The 18335-nt window shown below is 64.3% G+C and carries 19 protein-coding genes; 14 read left to right on the top strand and 5 right to left on the bottom strand.

From position 1 onward, the window contains the following. Positions 1-20: 20 nt before the first annotated feature. The 5 genes from AB8Z38_RS25405 to AB8Z38_RS25385 all read left to right on the top strand — a co-directional run bounded on the left by AB8Z38_RS25405 (position 21) and on the right by AB8Z38_RS25385 (position 3762). Complete coding sequence (locus AB8Z38_RS25405; RefSeq protein ID WP_369720486.1) at positions 21-584, top strand: thioredoxin family protein; 564 nt, start codon at positions 21-23, stop codon at positions 582-584. A gap of 83 nt (positions 585-667) precedes the next feature. Further along, a complete protein-coding gene (locus tag AB8Z38_RS25400; protein WP_369720485.1) occupies positions 668-1048 on the top strand; it encodes a hypothetical protein in 381 nt (126 codons plus the stop codon). Between the two features lie 41 nt (positions 1049-1089). Further along, entirely contained in the window at positions 1090-1641 is a 552-nt protein-coding gene (locus tag AB8Z38_RS25395; protein WP_369720484.1) for a hypothetical protein, read from the top strand. Between the two features lie 379 nt (positions 1642-2020). Then, the gene (locus AB8Z38_RS25390) at positions 2021-2614 is read left to right on the top strand and encodes a L,D-transpeptidase (RefSeq protein ID WP_369720483.1); all 594 of its coding nucleotides are present in this window, start codon (positions 2021-2023) and stop codon (positions 2612-2614) included. Between the two features lie 110 nt (positions 2615-2724). Beyond that, positions 2725-3762: an amino acid ABC transporter substrate-binding protein gene (locus AB8Z38_RS25385; protein ID WP_369726604.1), complete on the top strand. Its 1038-nt coding sequence runs from the start codon at positions 2725-2727 to the stop codon at positions 3760-3762. 217 nt (positions 3763-3979) lie between these two features. On the opposite strand, the gene AB8Z38_RS25380 is transcribed toward AB8Z38_RS25385, so the two are convergent. Together AB8Z38_RS25380 and AB8Z38_RS25375 are read right to left on the bottom strand one after the other, a co-directional pair. After that, positions 3980-5161: an acyl-CoA dehydrogenase family protein gene (locus AB8Z38_RS25380; protein WP_369720482.1), complete on the bottom strand. Its 1182-nt coding sequence runs from the start codon at positions 5159-5161 to the stop codon at positions 3980-3982. A 159-nt stretch (positions 5162-5320) separates the two neighbouring features. Beyond that, the gene (locus tag AB8Z38_RS25375) at positions 5321-6535 is read right to left on the bottom strand and encodes an acyl-CoA dehydrogenase family protein (RefSeq protein WP_369720481.1); all 1215 of its coding nucleotides are present in this window, start codon (positions 6533-6535) and stop codon (positions 5321-5323) included. Between the two features lie 158 nt (positions 6536-6693). Between AB8Z38_RS25375 and AB8Z38_RS25370 the strand changes: the two genes are divergently transcribed. Further along, on the top strand, positions 6694-7239 hold the full coding sequence (locus tag AB8Z38_RS25370; protein WP_369720480.1) for a carboxymuconolactone decarboxylase family protein: 546 nt from the start codon (positions 6694-6696) through the stop codon (positions 7237-7239). Positions 7240-7349: 110 nt separating this feature from the next. Next, positions 7350-7844 (top strand): VOC family protein, encoded by a 495-nt coding sequence (locus AB8Z38_RS25365; protein WP_369720479.1) that lies wholly within the window; start codon positions 7350-7352, stop codon positions 7842-7844. Between the two features lie 235 nt (positions 7845-8079). On the opposite strand, the gene AB8Z38_RS25360 is transcribed toward AB8Z38_RS25365, so the two are convergent. Further along, a complete protein-coding gene (locus tag AB8Z38_RS25360) occupies positions 8080-9306 on the bottom strand; it encodes an MFS transporter (protein ID WP_369720478.1) in 1227 nt (408 codons plus the stop codon). Between the two features lie 210 nt (positions 9307-9516). Next, on the bottom strand, positions 9517-10764 hold the full coding sequence (locus AB8Z38_RS25355; protein ID WP_369720477.1) for an MFS transporter: 1248 nt from the start codon (positions 10762-10764) through the stop codon (positions 9517-9519). Positions 10765-10961: 197 nt separating this feature from the next. Here AB8Z38_RS25355 and AB8Z38_RS25350 point away from each other — a divergent pair, with 197 nt between their 5' ends. Further along, complete coding sequence (locus AB8Z38_RS25350; protein ID WP_369720476.1) at positions 10962-13031, top strand: prolyl oligopeptidase family protein; 2070 nt, start codon at positions 10962-10964, stop codon at positions 13029-13031. Between the two features lie 201 nt (positions 13032-13232). Here the strand turns inward: AB8Z38_RS25350 and AB8Z38_RS25345 are convergent, their stop codons facing one another. Then, positions 13233-13904 (bottom strand): DUF938 domain-containing protein, encoded by a 672-nt coding sequence (locus AB8Z38_RS25345; protein WP_369720475.1) that lies wholly within the window; start codon positions 13902-13904, stop codon positions 13233-13235. A gap of 233 nt (positions 13905-14137) precedes the next feature. Here AB8Z38_RS25345 and soxX point away from each other — a divergent pair, with 233 nt between their 5' ends. The 6 genes from soxX to soxB are packed head-to-tail and all read left to right on the top strand — an operon-like array spanning position 14138 to position 18296. Further along, the gene (gene soxX, locus AB8Z38_RS25340) at positions 14138-14494 is read left to right on the top strand and encodes a sulfur oxidation c-type cytochrome SoxX (RefSeq protein ID WP_369720474.1); all 357 of its coding nucleotides are present in this window, start codon (positions 14138-14140) and stop codon (positions 14492-14494) included. Between the two features lie 22 nt (positions 14495-14516). Next, positions 14517-15002 (top strand): thiosulfate oxidation carrier protein SoxY, encoded by a 486-nt coding sequence (soxY, locus tag AB8Z38_RS25335; RefSeq protein ID WP_369720473.1) that lies wholly within the window; start codon positions 14517-14519, stop codon positions 15000-15002. Between the two features lie 11 nt (positions 15003-15013). Further along, on the top strand, positions 15014-15325 hold the full coding sequence (soxZ, locus tag AB8Z38_RS25330) for a thiosulfate oxidation carrier complex protein SoxZ (RefSeq protein WP_369720472.1): 312 nt from the start codon (positions 15014-15016) through the stop codon (positions 15323-15325). Further along, on the top strand, positions 15325-16188 hold the full coding sequence (gene soxA, locus AB8Z38_RS25325; RefSeq protein WP_369720471.1) for a sulfur oxidation c-type cytochrome SoxA: 864 nt from the start codon (positions 15325-15327) through the stop codon (positions 16186-16188). Before soxZ ends, soxA begins: the two co-directional genes overlap by 1 nt. Next, a complete protein-coding gene (locus AB8Z38_RS25320) occupies positions 16185-16490 on the top strand; it encodes a hypothetical protein (RefSeq protein ID WP_369720470.1) in 306 nt (101 codons plus the stop codon). The genes soxA and AB8Z38_RS25320 overlap by 4 nt, the downstream gene beginning before the upstream one ends. A gap of 54 nt (positions 16491-16544) precedes the next feature. Then, positions 16545-18296, top strand: coding sequence for a thiosulfohydrolase SoxB (gene soxB / locus AB8Z38_RS25315; RefSeq protein ID WP_369720469.1), 1752 nt, complete (start codon positions 16545-16547; stop codon positions 18294-18296). Positions 18297-18335 lie beyond the last annotated feature (39 nt).

The following is an 18335-nucleotide window of genomic DNA, read 5'->3' as shown; positions in this document are numbered from 1 at the left end:
ACCCACCGGAGGAATGTTCCATGACGCCCAAGCTACTCGCCGTCTCCGCCGCGCTGCTGGCCTTTGCCGTGACCGGCGCCGTCATTCCCGGCATCTGCGACGAGGTCGCCAGCGCGGCGCCGATCACCGTCGCTGCCGCAAGCCAGCAGACCGCGCCCGACTTCACCGGCATCAATAACTGGTTCAACTCGAAACCGCTGAACCTCGCCGACCTGCGCGGCAAGGTCGTGCTGGTGGATTTCTGGACCTATGGCTGCGTCAACTGCGTCAACACGCTGCCGCACGTCACCGACCTCTACGCCAAGTACAAGGACAAGGGCCTAATCGTGGTCGGCGTGCACACGCCGGAATTCCCGTTCGAGCGTTCGGCGTCCAATGTGCAGGCCGCGCTGAAGCGCCACGGCATCACCTATCCGGTGGCGCAGGACAACGATTCGAAGACCTGGAATGCCTACAGCAACCAGTATTGGCCGGCACAGTACATCATCGACCAGAACGGCAAGATCGTGTTCCAGCACGCAGGCGAAGGCCGCTATGACGAGATCGACCGTACGGTGGCGCGGCTCTTGAACGCCAACAGCTGACGTCGCATGCGGCGGCCGCCGATGTTGCTTGACTCCACGGACCGGTCCGTGGAGGTTCGCAACCGAAAAATCAGCCGCCCGCAATGGACGACACGACCGCCAGCAACGACATTCGCCTTCGCGAAGGCGCCTCGATCGCGCAGCGGCTGGTCATAGCCGGCTCTGCGGCGGCCGTTGCGCTGTGCTTCACGCCGGGACTGTTCACGCACGATGCCCTGGAAGTTGTCATCTCCGCGGCGGCGCTGCTGCTCGGCGCGGCGTTTGTCGGCGGGATCATGCTGGCGCCCGCGGTGGTGTGGATCATCACGCCGGATGAAATCCTGATCGGGCAGCAACGTCCCTTCGGCAAGCTCCGCACCAGGATCGTCGCAAGAGACGACATCCGGGGATTGAAGGTTGCCGGCAGCAAGGCGGCCAAGGCCCGTTTCCAACTGGCCTTCACGCTGGCCTCGGGGAGCGCCTGACCTCGCCGCCGATTTCCGACGTCACGCATGTCTGCGATACAGTGGCGCGGATCGCCGCGCAATTCGACGTTCCCGACGTCGAGGCGCCGGCCAATCCGCTCGACGCCAGCAATCCCGAGATGCATCTCGGCGACCCCGTCGAGCCGTTTTCCGCAAGGGACATCCGGATCGTTGCGCTGATCGTCGCCACATTGTCTGCCGTTCCCTACGCCTACCGGCTCTGGCGTGGCCTGTCACCGGGCCCGATCGACCTCATGCTGCTGCCGCTCGGCGCGATTGCCGCGTTCGCGGTTTACAGGTTTGCCAATCTCGCGACCGGCGCCTTCTGGATCATCCGGCGACGCGATATTCGCGTTGAACGCCTGTCGGGAGACGGCAAGCCGCGCGCCGACCATATCGAGGGACACGATGTGAAGACGATCACGGTCGAGCGGCGCGGCCGGTCCGAGGACGAGCACTGCATCGTCGTGATCCGATTGCGGTCGGGACAAAGGTTTCGCAGTCCCCGCATCGGCTCGCGCAACGAGGCGCGTGCGGTGGCGGCCGAAATCGTCCGGCGACTCGGGATTGGGGCGGAAAGCAACCGGATTTAACTGGCACACAGTGGCCTATGGTGCACGTTGATCTCACCGCGAGTTCGGTCTGCGCCTCTCCCGCTTGCGGGAGAGCTCGGCGCGTCCGGGCGATGCGAAGCATCGTCCCGCGCGCCGGGTGAGGGTTCTCACCACATCGGGAGTGCCCCGTTGCGGAGACACCCTCTCCCCCGCTCTCCCCCGCAGGCGGGGAGAGCGCAGCGAGCACAACTCTGCGCTTTTCGCGCCATCCCCTGTTTGTGGCATTGCCCGGCTCCGTCAAAAAACCAAAGCATTCTCGTGACATAACGATTTGGCGCGCCATCAACTTGCCACGAAGCTGCCCCTGAGTTCAGATGGATCCTAACGATTTGCGCTGTGGCAGCGGGGAGAGCTTGAAATGACGGATTTTCGTCGCCTGACCGGGGCGTTGTTGGCTGCGATGGGCCTGATCCTGTCTGCGCCGCAAGCTTTCGCCCAGCAGCCCGACCGCGGCGACGAGCCCGGCCTGGTCGCCGACGATGCTTACGAGCTCGATCCGGAATGGCAGAAGCAGGTCGTGTACTACCGCACGACCGAAGCACCGGGCACCATCATCATCTCGACCTCGGAGCGCCACCTCTATCTGGTGCAGCCCGGCGGGCGCGCGATCCGCTACGGCATCGGCGTCGGCCGCGATGGCTTCCAGTGGCAGGGGCTGGTGAGCATCAGCAACAAGAAGGAGTGGCCGGACTGGACGCCGCCCCCGGAGATGATCCAGCGCCAGCCTTATTTGCCGCGCTTCATGGCCGGGGGCCCCGGCAACCCGCTCGGCGCCCGCGCCATGTATCTCGGCGCCACCGTTTATCGCATCCACGGCACCAACCGCCCCGACACGATCGGCACCAAGGTCTCCTCGGGCTGTTTCCGGCTGGTCAACCACGATGTCGCCGATCTCTACGATCGCGTCCCGGTCGGGACCAAGGTGGTCATCCGGCAGAAGCCTGAACTCTAACGCCACTCGTTCGCGCATGATCGTTCCGGAAAGCCGCTTCGCACTTTCCGGATCATGCGTCCCACCTTCGCCAAAACTCCTTTTCCCGATTATTTCGAGAGAGCAACATGATGCGCACATTTCGAGGCGGCCTGCTGATCGGGCTCGCGGTCGCCGTGCTGGTCGCCGCCTTCGCCATCACCTACGAGTTCTATGACACCCGCACCTTGAAGCGCACCGTCCGACGCGGCGAAGTGCTGTGCGGCGTCAACAAGGGCCTGCCCGGTTTCTCCATCCCCGACGACAAGGGCAACTGGACTGGTTTTGACGTCGATTTCTGCCGCGCGGTCGCCTCCGCGATCTTCGACGATCCGGGCAAGGCCAAGTTCGTGCCGCTCGACGCCAGCGAGCGCTTCAAGGAATTGCAGAGCCGCAAGGTCGACATTCTCTCCCGCAACTCGACCTGGAGCATGGCGCGCGAGCTCGATTATGACCTCTATTTCCCCGCCGTCGCTTATTACGACGGTGAAGGTTTCATGGTGCCGCGCTCCCGCAACAAGGAGACGTCGCTGGACCTCGCCGACAGCAAGGTCTGCGTGCAGTCGGGCACCACGACGGCGCTCAACCTCGCCGACTATTTTCGCGCCAACAACATGAAGTATGAAGAGTTGAAGTTCGACAAGCTGGAAGACGTCGTGAAGGCCTACGACACCGGCAAGTGCGACACGCTCACCGCCGACGTTTCCCAGCTCTATGCGCTGCGGCTCAACCTCGGCAAGCCCGGCGACCACATGATCCTGCCGGACGTGATCTCCAAGGAGCCGCTCGCTCCCGTGGTGCGCCAGCGCGACGACGACTGGATGATGATCGTGAAGTGGACGCTCTACGCGATGATCAACGCGGAAGAGCTCGGCGTCACCTCGCAGAACATCGACGAGGCCCTGAAGTCGAAGAAGCCCGAGGTGATGCGGCTGGTCGGCACCGAGGGTAATTACGGCGAGCAGCTCGGCCTCACCAAGGACTGGGCCGTCCGCGTCATCCGCCACGTCGGCAATTACGGCGAGATGTACGAGCGCAACATCGGCGAGAAGTCGAAGCTGAAGATCCCGCGCGGCATGAACCAGCTGTGGAATGCCGGCGGCGTGCAGTACGCACCGCCGATGCGGTAGGAGTCCCCTCCGCCGTCATTGCGAGCGAAGCGAAGCAATCCAGAGTCTTTCCGCGGACAAAGTCTGGATTGCTTCGTCGCAAGTGCTCCTCGTAATGACGAGCTTGGGGCAGGCGCTTTCCCCCTCTCAACTGTCATCGCCCGGCTTGACCGGGCGATTCGGTATTCCAGACCCGGCTGTGATCAATCGAGGGGCCGCAGCGTACTGGGTCGCCCGGTCAAGCCGGGCGACGACACCGCGTGTTAAACGACGCTCCGCGCCTCAATACCCCCGCGCGCGCCAGCTGCTCGGTGTGGTAATTGGCATCGCCAAACAGCTCCTCGCACACCCGCGCGCGCTTCATGAAGAAGCCGATGTCGAACTGGTCGGTCATGCCCATGCCGCCATGCATCTGCACGCCTTCCTGCACCGCGCGCGTGGCGGTGGTGCCGGCGCGGGCTTTTGCCACTGCGACGCTTGATGCGGCCTTGGCGACATCCGTATCGAGCGCTTGCAGCGCCTTCATCACGGCGGCGCGGGTGATTTCGATGTCGACATAGAGCTCGGCGGCGCGGTGCTGGAGCGCCTGGAATTCGCCGATCAGCTTGCCGAACTGCTTGCGGCTTTTGAGGTACTCGACGGTGCGGTTGAACACCTCTTCGCTCAAGCCCACCATTTCGGAGGCGACCGCGCCGCGGCCGATGTCGAGCACGCCGTCGAGCAAGGCAGCGCCCTGGTCGACCTCGCCGAGCACGCTGTCGGCATTGACCTCGACATTGGCGAGCTCGATGCGCGCCGCGTTGTGCGCGTCGACGATGATGGTGCGCTCGATCGCAACGCCTTTGGCCTTGGGATTGACCAGGAACAGCGTCAAGCCGTCGCGCTCGCCGGCAGAGCCTGCGGTGCGCCCGGCGACGATGAAGAGGTCCGCGACATGACCGTCGACCACCAGCGCCTTGGCGCCGGACAGCTTGAAACCGTTGCCGGCGCGCACGGCCTGCAAACTGGTCTGCAGCGGACGATGCTTTGCACCCTCGTCGATCGCCAAGGTCGCGAGCAGCGAGCCATTGGAGATCTTTGGCAGGTACTCCGACTTCTGCGCGGCGTTGCCGCCGCGGCTCAGCGCCGAGGCCGCGACCACGCCGGTGGCGAGGAACGGCGACGGCATCAAGGTGCGGCCGATCTCCTCCATCACGACGCCGGCCTCGACAAAGCCGAGGCCGCTGCCGCCGAACTCCTCCGGCACCAGCAGGCCGGCAAAGCCCATCTCGGCGAAGGAATGCCAAAGCTCCCTGGAGAAGCCGGTGGGGTCCTTAGCGTCGCGCAGATGCCGCAGATGCGACACCGGCGCCTTGTCGCTGATCAGCCCGCGCGCGCTGTCGCGGAGCATCGATTGTTCTTCGGTGAGGACGAGGGCCATGGTGATGTTTCCGGTTCCGAAAATTATTTTGTCTCGGTCATTCCGGGCTGCGCCGTAGGCGGAGGCCCGGAATCCATCAAGCAGCAGAGTTGGTGGACGAATGGATTCCGGGTTCGCGACTCCGTCGCGCCCCGGAATGACGTGTGGTGAGAGTGTGCCTCACGCCCCCGGCAGATCGAGAATGCGCTTGGCGACGATGCCGAGCATGACCTCGGTGGTGCCGCCCTCGATCGAGTTGGCCTTGGTGCGCAGCCAGGCGCGCGGACGGGCGCCTTGCCTGGAACGCTCGCTCTCCCATTCCAGCGCATCAACGCCGCCGGCCGACATCAAAATCTCGTAGCGGCGCTTGTTGAGCTCGGTGCCGTAATATTTCATCGCCGATGAAAACGCCGGATGCGCCTGTCCTGCCTTGGCGAGATCGACCGCGCGCTCGGCGCAGGCCGCGAGTGCGGCTTCGTCGACGTCGAAGCTGGCGATCCGGCCGCGCAGCATCGCATCGTCGAGCTTGCCTTGCGCATCGGTGCCGATGGAGTCCGCGGCGATCTGGCCGAGCGGGCGGCCGACACCGCGCTCGCCCATGCCCGAGATCATCGCGCGCTCGTGCTGCAGCAGATATTTCGCGACGTCCCAGCCGCGATTGATCGTGCCGACCACGTGCGATTTCGGCACGCGGACATTGTCGAAGAAGGTTTCGCAGAACGGCGAGTACCCCGAGATCAGCAGGATCGGCTTGGTCGTCACGCCCTTCGAGGTCATGTCGAACAGGATGAAGCTGATGCCGTCATGCTTCTTCGCGGTTGGATCGGTACGCACTAGACAGAAGATCCAGTCGGCGTAGTTGGCGTAGGACGTCCAGATCTTCGACCCCGTGATGACGAAATCGTCGCCGTCGCTCTCGGCGCGGGTCTGGAGCGAAGCGAGATCGGAGCCGGCATTGGGCTCGGAATAGCCTTGGCACCAGCGGATCAGGCCCGCTGCAATCTTCGGCAGATGCTCCTGCTTCTGCGCCTCGTTGCCATATTTGAGCAGCGCCGGCCCGAGCATCCAGATGCCGAAGCTCGACAGCGGCGGGCGCGCGCCGATCTTTGCCATCTCCGCACGCAGCACCTTGTGCTCGGCCGCGCTCAGGCCGCCGCCGCCATATTGCTTCGGCCAGTCCGGCACGGTCCAGCCCTTGTCGCGCATGCGCTCGAACCAGATGCGCTGCGGCTCGGAGGCGAATTTCGCGTTGCGCCCGCCCCAGAACACGTCGGCATCCGACGTCGCGGGCTTGCGCATTTCCGGCGGGCAATTGGCCTCGAGCCAAGCGCGTGTTTGCTTGCGGAATTCTTCGAGATCGGCGGTCTCGGAATCGCTGGCTTTTAGGTCAGTCATGGGTCGTTTCCATCCATCGCAATCGACTTGTTGCGCACGACTCTGAGCCATCGCACTGCGGAATTCAACCTCTTCGATGCCGTACGGCTGCGCACGCCCGACAGCATTCGGCTATACTCTCCGCCGCGGCGACGGTTGAAAACAAAGAGGAAACAACGATGCGCCTGAAATTTCTTTCGCCTGGCGAAATGAACGAGAGCCAGCGGCAGACCTATGACGAATCGATTGCCGGCAAGCGCGGCAAGCCGCCGGCGCCGATGATGGCCTGGCTCAACAGCCCGGAGATGGCCCGGCATGCCACGCGGCTCGGCGAAGTGCTGCGCTTCGACACGATGTTTCCCGCCAAGCTCTCGGAGATCGCGATCCTGGTGACGGCACGGCACTGGACCGCGCATTACGAATGGTACGCGCACAAGCGCCTCGCCCTTGCGGGCGGCCTGAAGCCGGACATCATCGACGCGATCCGCGACCGCCGCACGCCGGAGTTCGACGATCCCGTGGCCAGGATGATCTACGATGTGGCAAAGTCGCTGCATGAGGGTCACGGCGTCGAGAAAGGCCTCTATGACGAGGCCGTGAAGCTGCTCGGCGAGCGCGGCGTCGTCGAGGTGATCGGGCTGTGCGGCTATTACACGCTGGTGTCGATGACGCTGAACACGTTCGAGTTCGGGCTGCCGGAGGGCGAGGTGTCGGAGCTCGCTTGATGGCCTGACCCGATGCGCAGTTTCGGATTAGGAAACACTGGGTTTCGGGATTGGCCTGTAGCGCCGCCCCGGGGTTCGCCCTATCTGGAGTTGATCAATGGAGCAGCCACATGTCCCAGAATCCACCCGTGAATCCCGGCACCAGGATCGGTCACGTCCACCTCAAGGTCGCCGATCTCGATCGTGCGCTCGGCTTCTATTGCGGCGTGCTCGGCTTCGAGCTGATGCAGCGGATGGGCTCCGGCGCGGCCTTCATCTCTGCAGGCGGTTATCATCACCACATCGGGCTCAACACCTGGGAGAGCAAGGGCGGCTCGCCGCCGCCGCCGGGCACGACCGGGCTCTATCACACCGCGATCCTCTATCCGACCCGCCCTGCGCTCGCGGACGCGCTGCATCGCGTGCTCTCGGCCGGCATCGCGCTGGACGGGGCGAGCGACCACGGCGTGTCCGAAGCGCTGTATCTGCGCGATCCGGACCAGAACGGCGTGGAGCTGTATCGGGACCGGCCGAAGGAGCAGTGGCCGTTCGGGCCGGACGGCAAGCTTGCGATGATCACCAAGCGGCTGGACGTGGAGGAGCTGCTGCGACAGCGGGAAGTGTGAGGCTCCGCTGTCTCCCCGCGTCATTACGAGCGCAGCGAAGCAATCCAGAATCGTGTCCGCGGAGACAGCCTGGATTGCTTCGTCGCAAGGGCTCCTCGCAATGACGGCGTGTGTTGGGGCGCCGTCGCGTCTCTATGACTTCCGTAGGGTGGGCAAAGCGCAGCGTGCCCACCATTTCTTGCAGCGTCAGCGGTGAGTGAGATGGTGGGCACGGCGCTATGCGCCTTTGCCCACCCTACGAAACCTTTTTCCCACGCACCATGATCAACCCCGCCGCCACCGCCTCCAGCGCAATGCAGAGATAGAACGGCAGCGCATAGCCGCCGGAGACATCGCGCAGCAAGCCGACGACGCCCGGGCCGAATGCATAGGTCACCTGGTTGATCGCGGTGTTGAGGCTGATCAGCACACCGAACGCGGCGGAATCGAACTCACGCTGCACGATCAGCGACGGCAGCGTGATGAGGTTGCCGACCGAAAAGCCGAACACCGCGCAGGCCGCAATCAGCAAGTAGTCATTGTGCAAATTGATGACGACGAGGAGCGCCGCGGCCTGGCTCAGGAACGACAGCGCCGAGGCCACGCGCTGGTTGAGCCGGTCGATCACCAGCGAGAACAGCACCCGGCCGATGACTGCCATCGCCGTCAGCACCGCGACCGCGACGGCGGCACGCTCGCGCCCGATGATGGGATCGAGGAACGAGATCAGGTGCACAATGAAGCCGACCTGGGCGAACAGCACCAAGGCAAAGGCGATCGTCACCGTGAGAAAGCCGACGTCGCGCAGTGCAGCTTTACGGATCTCCGCCGATGATTGCGGCTTCAGCTTCGTCGCCGCCTGCCAGCGATGGAGTTCGGGCGGACGGCCGATCGCCAACAGGATCACCGGCACGAGCAGCACCAGCATGGCGCCGGCAACGATCAACATCGCGTTCTCGAAGCCGATATGGCCAATCAAGCTCACCAGCAGCGGCACGCCGACGATGCCGCCGAAGCTGGCGCCGTTCAGTGCCAGGCTGATCGCCATGCCGCGCTTCTGGTCGAACCACAGGCTGATGGTGTTGGTGATCATGGCCAGGCTGGTGCCGGCCCAGCCGAAGGCGAGCACCGCGTTGGCGAGATAGAGCTGCCAGGGCTCGCGCACCGCGCCGATCGCGACCGCGGCGGCCGCCATCGCCAGCGTGCCGGCGATCAGGCAGAGCCGCGGGCCATATGTCCTGACGGCCTCGCCGACGAAGACGACGAGCAGCGCACCGAACAGATAGAAGAACGTCGTGCCCGAGGAGATCAGCGACGCCGGCCAGCCCCGCGCGCGCTGAAGCTCGGCGACATAGACGCTCTGGCCGTAGAAGCCGAGCCCCCAGCCGAAGGTCGCGAGCAGGAAGCAGACCGCAACGATGCGCCAGCCTTCGTAGCGGAAGGAGGATTCGTCGAGGGCTGGGTGTTGAGGGTTGTCGAGCATTGCCGCGTACTCCGTCATGCCCGGGCATAGCCGTCTGAAGGACGGCGTCGCTTCCGCTCGCCTATGCCCGGCCATGACGCATCAACTAATAACTCGCATCCGAAAATCACTTCGACAGCGATCGAACTATCAACCCTGCTGACAGCCTCCTGCCAACCTATTGAGCATGATCTTTTCGGAAAACCGCTACGCACTTTTCCGGATCATGCGCTAGATCGCATCCGGGAACTCACCCATGGCCGCGTTCAGCCGGGCCCTGCGGCGGCGGGCAAAGGAGGCGAACGAGAGCACCGCAAGGCCGAGCGCCGCCGGCGGGAACACCACCATGTTCACGGCCGACCAGCCGTAATTTGCCAGCAACTGCCCCGACGAGAACGAGCCGATCGCCATCATCCCGAACACCAGGAAATCGTTGAAGGCCTGCACCTTGTTGCGCTCCTGCGGCCGGTGCGTCTCCAGCACCAGCGCGGAGGCGCCGATAAAGGCGAAGTTCCAGCCCACACCGAGCACGATCAGCGTCGCCCAGAAATGCATCGCGGTGATGCCGGAAAGACCGATCGTGGCAGCGCTTGCTTCGAGCAGCAGGCCCGCGGCGACGATCCTCTGTGCGCCGAAACGGGCGATCAGCGCGCCCGTGAAGAAGCTCGGGCCGTACATCGCGACGATGTGCCATTGAATGCCGAAATTGGAATCGCTGACGCTGAGGCCGCACATCTTCATGGCGAGCGGCGCCGACGTCATCACCAGATTCATCATGGGATAAGCGATGACGCCGCACAGCGCGGCCGCGATGAAGCGCGGCTGGCGGACGATCGTCAGCAGCGGCCTCCCGCCGCGGAGATCCGCGGGCGCAGGCTTCGGCATGTCGACGCCCGCGACGATGCCCATCGCCACCAGCGCGACCGCGGCCTGAACCAGGAAGCTGAAGGCGAACAGATAAGGCGACCAGACATCCATGGTCCACTGCACGAGCTGCGGACCGAGCACGCCGGCGAACACGCCGCCCGCCATCACCCACGACACCGCCTTCGGCCGGTAGGCGGCGCTGGCACCGTCGGCGGCGGCGAAGCGATAGGACTGCGCGACGGCGCCGTAGAGGCCGCCGAGGAAGGTCGCGACACAAAACAGCGCGAACGAGGCATGCAGGATCGCGAACGAGCCGAGCACGCCGGTGAGGACGCCGCAGCCGGTGCCGACGATAAAAGCCACGCGGCGGCCGAACCGGCGCGAGATCGCACCGGTCGGCAGCGTGCCGGCGGCCAACCCCACCACATACATCGAGATCGGCACGGTCGCGAACGACATGTCGGGCGCGAGCGTGGCGCCGACGATCGAGCCGGTGGCAAAGATCACCGCCGAATTGGCGCCGGTCAGCGCCTGGGCCGCGGCAAGGCGCACCACATTGGTGCGCACGCGGGCGTCGTCGGCGATTTCGTCGGCTGAGGTCAGGTCGATCATCGGCATTTCCGCCCCAAAGGGCCTTCAAGGGGCTCGTTGATTCCCGGCACTATGGAGAGGCGTGGAAGGGTGAGCAACCGGCGCAAATGGGCGCAGGCCATGCCTCTGACGCAATCGGACCGATGATACCGGGCCGCGGTCTTGACGGCTTGCGCTCGATCAAATCCTATCCGCCGCGACGTTTCGGAGTTTCGATCATGTCCATCGACGACAAGCCTACGCTTGACAAGCCCGACGACGATCCCTGGCTCTGGCTTGAGGAGATCGAAGGCGCACCGGCGCTGGATTTCGTCGAGCGGCAGAACCGTCTGACGCTGCAAGCATTCGGTGGCGCAGCATTCGAGCGCGACCGCGACGCGCTCGCCGCGATCTACGATCGTCCCGACAACATTCCCTATGTGCGGCGTCGCGGCGGCTGGCTCCATAATCTTTGGAAGGACGCCGGCCATCCACGCGGGCTGTGGCGGCGCACCACGCTTGCAGAGTTTCGCAAGCCTGAACCGTCCTGGGAGATCCTGCTCGACATCGACCAACTCGCCGCGAGTGAGGGCGAGGACTGGCTCTTTGGCGGCGTGGCCGCGCGACCCCGAAGCTCTCGAGTCATTTTGAGCCTGTCGCGCGGCGGGAGCGATGCCGTCACGTTGCGCGAATTCGAGGTCGAGACGAAGAGCTTCGTGGCTGATGGCTTCTTTCTGGCGGAAGCCAAGAGCAGCGTCGATTGGGTCGACGCCGACACGCTGCTGCTCTCCAGCGCGCTTGGCGAGGGCATGGCCACGACATCGGGCTACGCGAGGACGGTGCGGCTGTGGCGGCGCGGGAGCAGCGTCGACCAGGCGCCAGTGGTGTTCGAGACGACGCCCGACCATATGCGAGTTTATAGCAACGTCGACGACACCGTGCCGGCACAGCGTATCTGGTTCATCGACCAATCCGACTTCTTCAATTTTCGCTCCTCGATTGGCACCACAGCCGGCGCAATCGCAAAACTCGACCTGCCCAGCAACATCTGGATGCAAGCGCACCAGGACTGGCTGTCGATCAAGCCGCGCGAGACCTGGTCGGTCGCGGGACACACTTACGCCGCCGACGCGATGCTCGGCATTTCGCTCTCCGCGTTCCTGGCCGGCAGCCGCGACTTCACCGTGTTGTTCGAGCCGGGATCGCGGCGCGCGTTACAGGGGTTTTCCTGGAGCGGCGGCAGGCTTGTGCTGTCCATCCTCGACGAGTTGCGGCCGGTGTTCGAGATCTGCACGCCGTCGGCAGCAGGCTGGAACCGGCAGCGGCTGCAAGGACTGCCCGACATTGGCGTGGTCGACGTCTGGAGCCTCGATCACCACGAATCCGAGAGCAATGGCGATCTGCTTGCCAATGTGCAGGACCCGCTGACGCCGGCGTCGCTGCTGCTGATCGAGCGCGGCGTCGAAAGCCCGACCGTGCTGAAACAGGCGCCGAAGACGTTCAATCCCGAGGGCCTCGTGGTGACGCAGCACGAGGCCATTTCGACCGACGGCGAGCGCATTCCCTATGTGCAGACCGGTCCCGCTGAGGAGACCGGCGATGCGCCGGTTTATATGACCGCCTATGGCGGCTTCGGACTCGCGGTGAAGCCCTATTACAACTCCGCTCTCGGCAAGCTGTGGCTGGAGCGCGGCGGCACCGTCGTGCAGGCGAATTTGCGCGGCGGCGGCGAGTTCGGCACGCGCTGGCACGATGCCGGCCGGCTCGCCGGCAAGACATTGTCGCACGATGATTTCGCGGCGGTCGCCGCCGATCTCGTGCGCCGCGGCGTCACCAAAGCGAAACGCATCGCGGCGCAGGGCGGATCGAACGGCGGCATTCTCATCACCAACATGCTGGTGCGCTACCCCGAGCGCTTCGGCGCGCTGTTCTGCACGATCCCGCTGATCGACATGCGCCGCTACACCAGGCTGCTCGCCGGCGCGAGCTGGATCGCGGAATATGGCGATCCCGACAAGCCCGAGCAGTGGGACTGGCTGAAGACCTACTCCGCCTATCACAATGCAAAGCCCGGACAGCCCTATCCGCCGATCCTGATCGCCACCACGCGGCGCGACGACCGTGTCCATCCCGGCCACGCGCGCAAGATGGCGGCAAAGCTCCAGGCGATGGGCTACGAGGCTTATTTCTACGAGCCGGGAGCAGGCGGCCACGGCTACGGCAAGGACAACAAGGAACGCGCCGGCTTCGAGGTGCTTGGATTTCAGTTTTTGAAGGACAAGATCGGGTGGCGCGATGGCGAGGCGTGACGGCGTCTCGAAAAGTGCAGGCCGCGGGCGCCGCTTACCTCTCCCGCTTGCGGGAGAGGTCGACGCGCCCCGGGCGATGCGAAGCATCGTCCCGCGCGCGGCGGGTGAGGGTTTTCTCCTCTAGGGGATGTCCCGTTGTTGAGACACCCTCTCCCCAGCCCTCCCCCGCAGGCGGGGGAGGGAGATCACTGCCTTCGTGGCTTAGCGCCCGAACACCAGCGTCAGATTGTTCGCGGGCATGTCTGTCGCTTCGATCAGGTTGAGGCCGACGCCTCGCGCCAGCTTCTCGACGTCGCTGAGATCGCGCACGCCCCAATCGGGATTGCCGTCGCGCAAAGAGGTGTCGAACACCGCGTTGCTGAGCGTGGTGTGCTTGCCGTCGCGCTTGAACGGGCCGTAAAGAAACAGCTTGCCGTCGGGGCGCAAGTAACGGCCGGCGCCGGCGAACAGGCCCTCGGCCACGGCCCAGGGCGCGATGTGGATGACGTTGGCGCAGAACACGGCCGCGAGGCTCTTCGGTCCCTGCCCGCTGTTCATCTCCGGGCACCAGTCGGGATCGGACAGATCAATCCGCAGCGGCGTGCGGATGTTTTGCAGGCCGGAATGCACCCGCCACGCCTCGATGCTCTTGACGTGCCGCTGGTTGAGGTCGCTGGGCCACCAGACGAGATCGGGCGTATGGCGGGCGAAATAGACCACGTGCTGGCCGGTTCCGCTGCCGACTTCGACTGCGTCGCCGGCGCTCCCGGCAAGGTGCTTTTCAAGCACCGCCCAGAGCGGCTCGTGGTTGCGGTGAAAGGCCGGCGCATCGAGCCGGCCGTCGGATTCGACCCGACCGCCGTCCCGGCCAAATTCGACGACATAATCAGCCAATTGAGGTCCCCTGAAAACTGGAGAACGAAGATGAAAACAGAACGAGCGCCCAAACGCTCCAAAATCACCGGCCCGCGCCCACGGACCGAATCCTGAGCAAAATAATCCCTTCAATTGCAATGCGGAAGATATTAACTCCATTTTGCAGCCCGCATAGTCTTGATTGTCAGGACATGCCGGGTGTGCTTTTGAGCACTATGTTTTCCGTACCCATAACGCTTCAGGACGACGCCTTGACCGCCTTTCCTTGCAAGCCGGCCCTGCTGCTCACGCTGGTCGCCCTCGCCAACTTGGCCGCCGCACCGGCATGGGCCCAGTCCGCTGTGGCCGAGGGCCAGAAACTCGCGTTCGACCGCGGCAAGGGCAATTGCCTGACCTGCCATGTCATCAAGGGCGGCGACCTGCCGGGAACGATCGGGCCGGAGCTGAAGGGCCTCAAGGCGAAATACCCCGATCGCAACGAGCTGGTCGCGATCCTGTTCGACGAGACCAAGCGCAATCCGCAGACCATGATGCCGCCGTTCGGCCGCAACCGCATTCTGACCGAACAGGAGATCAACGCCATCGTTGATTTCCTGCAAACGTTGTAACGGCGGGCCCAGGAGAGTTTAGATGACCACACCCACCGGCCCTCATCCGACGCGACGCCTGATCCTTCAGGGCGCGGCCTCGGTCGCGCTGATCGGCCTCGGCAATCTGCCGTTCGCGCCCGCGCACGCCGCAGCCAACGACAAATATCCTGAAGAGGCGTTCAAGCTCAAGAACGAGGCCGACGCGATCAAGGCGCTCTACGGCAAGACCGCCGAGCCCTCCGACAAGGTCAAGCTCGATGCGCCCGAGATCGCCGAGAATGGCGCTGTGGTGCCGATCTCGGTGACGACGACGCTCGACAAGGTGACCTCGATCTCGTTCTTCGTCGCCGAAAACCCGAACGCACTTGCGGCGTCCTACAGGATTCCCGACGGCACGGTGCCGAGCGTCGCCAACCGCCTGAAGATGGCCAAGACCAGCAACGTGGTCGCAATCGTGGAAGCCGACGGCAAGCTCTACAGCGCGACCAAAGAGGTCAAGGTCACCGTCGGCGGCTGTGGCGGCTAAGGAGAACCGAGATGGCATCCACCATTCGCGTCCGCGCAACGTCCAACGGCGATATCACCGAGGTGCAGACGCTGATCCAGCACCCCATGGATACCGGTCTGGTCAAGGATTCCAAGGGCGAGTTGATCCCCGCGCACTACATCCAGGAGCTGAAGTTCGAATGTAACGGCAAGGACGTTTTCGTCGCCAATTGGGGCACCGCGGTTTCCAAGGACCCTTACGTCAAGTTCAGCTTCAAGGGCGCCAAGAAGGGCGACGATCTCAAGATCTCCTGGACCGACAACAAGGGTGGGTCGGACACGACCACCGCGAAGATTTCGTGATGAAGGCCCGCTTCACTCTCCTATTTGGCTCCTTGAGCGCCGCCCTTGTCGCGGTCGCGCTCGCCTCTGCGGGCGTGAGCGCCGCCGACAAGGTCGACCCTGCCGCCGACGCAAAGGCGTTCCAGAATTTCTTCTTCCGGAAATTTCCAAATGTGAAGCACGAGGATTTCGTCAACGGTCCTTATTCCATGAACGAGGACATGAAGCGGCAGTGGCAGGAGAAGGAAGAGTTTCCGCCCTACGAGTTCGCGCTCGATGCCGGCAAGGAGATGTTTTCGACACCGTTCAAGAACGGCAAAACCTACGCCGATTGCTTCCCGAATGGCGGCATCGGCATTCGCCAGAACTATCCCTATTTCGACACGAAAGAAGGCAAGGTCGTCACCCTGGAGCTCGCGCTCAACCGTTGCCGCGAGGCCAATGGCGAGGCGCCCTACTCCTATGTGAAGGACGAGATGGCCTCGCTGACCGCCTACATGGCCTTCACCTCGCGCGGCAAGCCGATGGACATCAGGATTCCCGATGATCCCCGCGCGCTCGAGGCCTTCGAGAACGGCAAGCGCTATTTCTACACAAGGCGCGGCCAGCTGAATTTCTCCTGCGCGAGCTGTCATGTGCAGAGCCCGGGTGAGCGCATCCGCGCCGAGGTGCTGGCGCCGGCTCTCGGCATTCTCAACGCAATGCCGATCTACCGCTCCGAATGGAGCGGCATGGGCACGACCAGCCGCCGCTTCATCACCTGCAACAGCCAGACCCGCGCGGTCCCGCTGGAGCCGCAGGCGGATGAATATCGGGACGTTGAATATTTCCTCTCTTACGTCGCCAATGGCCTGCCGATTTCGGGGCCGGGAGCGCGGCCATGAAGCGGTCACTTGCTCTCGCCATGCTGCTGGCGCTGACCGTCGCGCCGCCCGCGCGCGCCGCAAACGAGACGGACTACAAGGCGGCCTATGCCGCCGCAGAAGCCGCATTCAAGGAGGCCGCAGACCTGCGCAACCAGTGGACCACCACCGTCTCGACCCTGGCTGCTGCGAAGAAGGCCGCCGACAGCAGCGATTTCGACCGCGCCCTGGCGGCCGCCAAGGAGGCCGAAGCTCTGGCGAAAGCGTCGATCTTCCAGGCCAGGTCTGAAAAAGAGGCCTGGAAGGCCATGGAAATCCGCTAGACTAAATCGCGATGGAACCGTCGAACTGCCGAGAATAGGCGCGGAGAAACTTGGATGGCGATCCGCCGCCGCGATTTCCTGAAGAGCACAGCCGCTGCCGCCGCAACGCTCGGCGTGCCGCGGCTTGCGCGTGCCGCCGAGGCCGCGAGCATTTACGACATCGAGCGCTTCGGCAATGCGCGCATCCTGCACCTCACCGACACTCATGCGCAGCTCAATCCGGTCTATTTCCGCGAGCCCAGCGTCAATATCGGTATCGGCGAGATGGCAGGACGGCCTCCGCATCTGGTCGGCCGCGCGTTCCTGGAGCGATTCGGAATCCGGCCCGACAGTGCGGATGCGCATGCGTTCACCTGCGTGGAGTTCGAGAAGTCCGCAACCCGCTTCGGCAAGCTCGGCGGTTTCGCGCATCTGAAGACCCTGATCGATCGTCTCCGCGGCGATGCCGGCGAGAAGCACTCCGTGCTGGTTGACGGCGGAGATCTCTGGCAGGGCACGGGGCTTGCCAACATCATGCAGGGCCGCGACATGGTCGAGGCCGCCAACCTGCTCGGCGTCGAGGCGATGACGGGGCATTGGGAATTCACGTATGGCGAGCAGACGCTGCGCAACAATCTTGAGCGCTTCAAGGGCGAGTTTCTGGCGCAGAATGTGTTCCTGACCGAGGAGGCCGCGTTCAACGACGCCCCCGCCTTCGACAGAGCGAGCGGCCGCGTGTTCAAACCCTCGACGATCAAGGAGCTCGGCGGCTACCGCGTCGCGATCATAGGCCAGGCTTTTCCTTACGTGCCGATCGCGCATCCCAAGCGGTTCACGCCGGACTGGACCTTCGGCATTCGCGAGGAGGAGTTGCAGAAGCACGTCGATGCGTTGCGTGGCGCCGACAAGGTCGATGCCGTCATCCTGCTCTCGCACAACGGCATGGATGTCGACCTCAAGCTCGCGAGCCGCGTGACCGGCATCGACGTCATCTTGGGCGGCCATACCCATGACGCCGTTCCGCAGCCTGTTGCGGTGAAGAACCCGAGCGGCATGACGCTGGTCACCAATGCCGGCTCCAACGGAAAATTCCTGGCCGTGCTCGATCTCGCGCTCGACAAGGGCAAGGTCCGCGACGTCAAATATCATCTGCTGCCGGTCTATTCCGAGCTGCTGAAACCCGATCCCGCGATGGCCGAGCTGATCGGCCGGGTGCGCGCGCCGTTCGCGACGGACTGGTCGGAGAAGATCGCAACACCCGACCGCCTGCTCTATCGCCGCGACAATTTCGCCGGCCCGGTGGACGATCTGATCTGCACGGCGCTGCGCACCGAGCTCGACGCCGAGATCGCGCTGTCGCCGGGCTTCCGCTGGGGCGTCACCGCACTGCCCGGCCAGCCGCTGACGATGGAGGATCTGCTCGCGGAAACCGCGATCACCTATTCCGAGACCTATGTGCAGGAGATGACCGGCGCCGAGATCAAAAACGTGCTGGAAGACGTCTGCGACAATCTCTTCAACACCGATCCCTACTACCAGCAGGGCGGCGACATGGTCCGCGCCGGCGGTCTCAGCTACACCTGCACGCCGACCAATGCGATCGGCAGCCACATCTCGGACCTGAAGCTCGACAGCGGCAAGACATTGCTCGCCGCCCATCGCTACAAGGTCGCGGGCTGGGCTTCCGTCAACGCGCAGCAGGGCGCGCCGGCTTGGGATGTGGTGAGTAATTATCTGCGCTCCGGCCGGATGATGCCGGAGCGGCTCGGATCCGGCGTCACTCTGAAGGGCGTCGAGGGCAATCCGGGAATTGTGGGACAGGGGTGACGCGCTTGCAACTCTTTCGCGCGATCATGCTGGCGCTGT

It is taken from the genome of Bradyrhizobium sp. LLZ17 (genome assembly GCF_041200145.1).
Taxonomy (GTDB): Bacteria; Pseudomonadota; Alphaproteobacteria; order Rhizobiales; family Xanthobacteraceae; genus Bradyrhizobium.
Note: the sequence above shows the minus strand (reverse complement) of the source record. Positions and strands in the feature narration are given on the sequence as shown.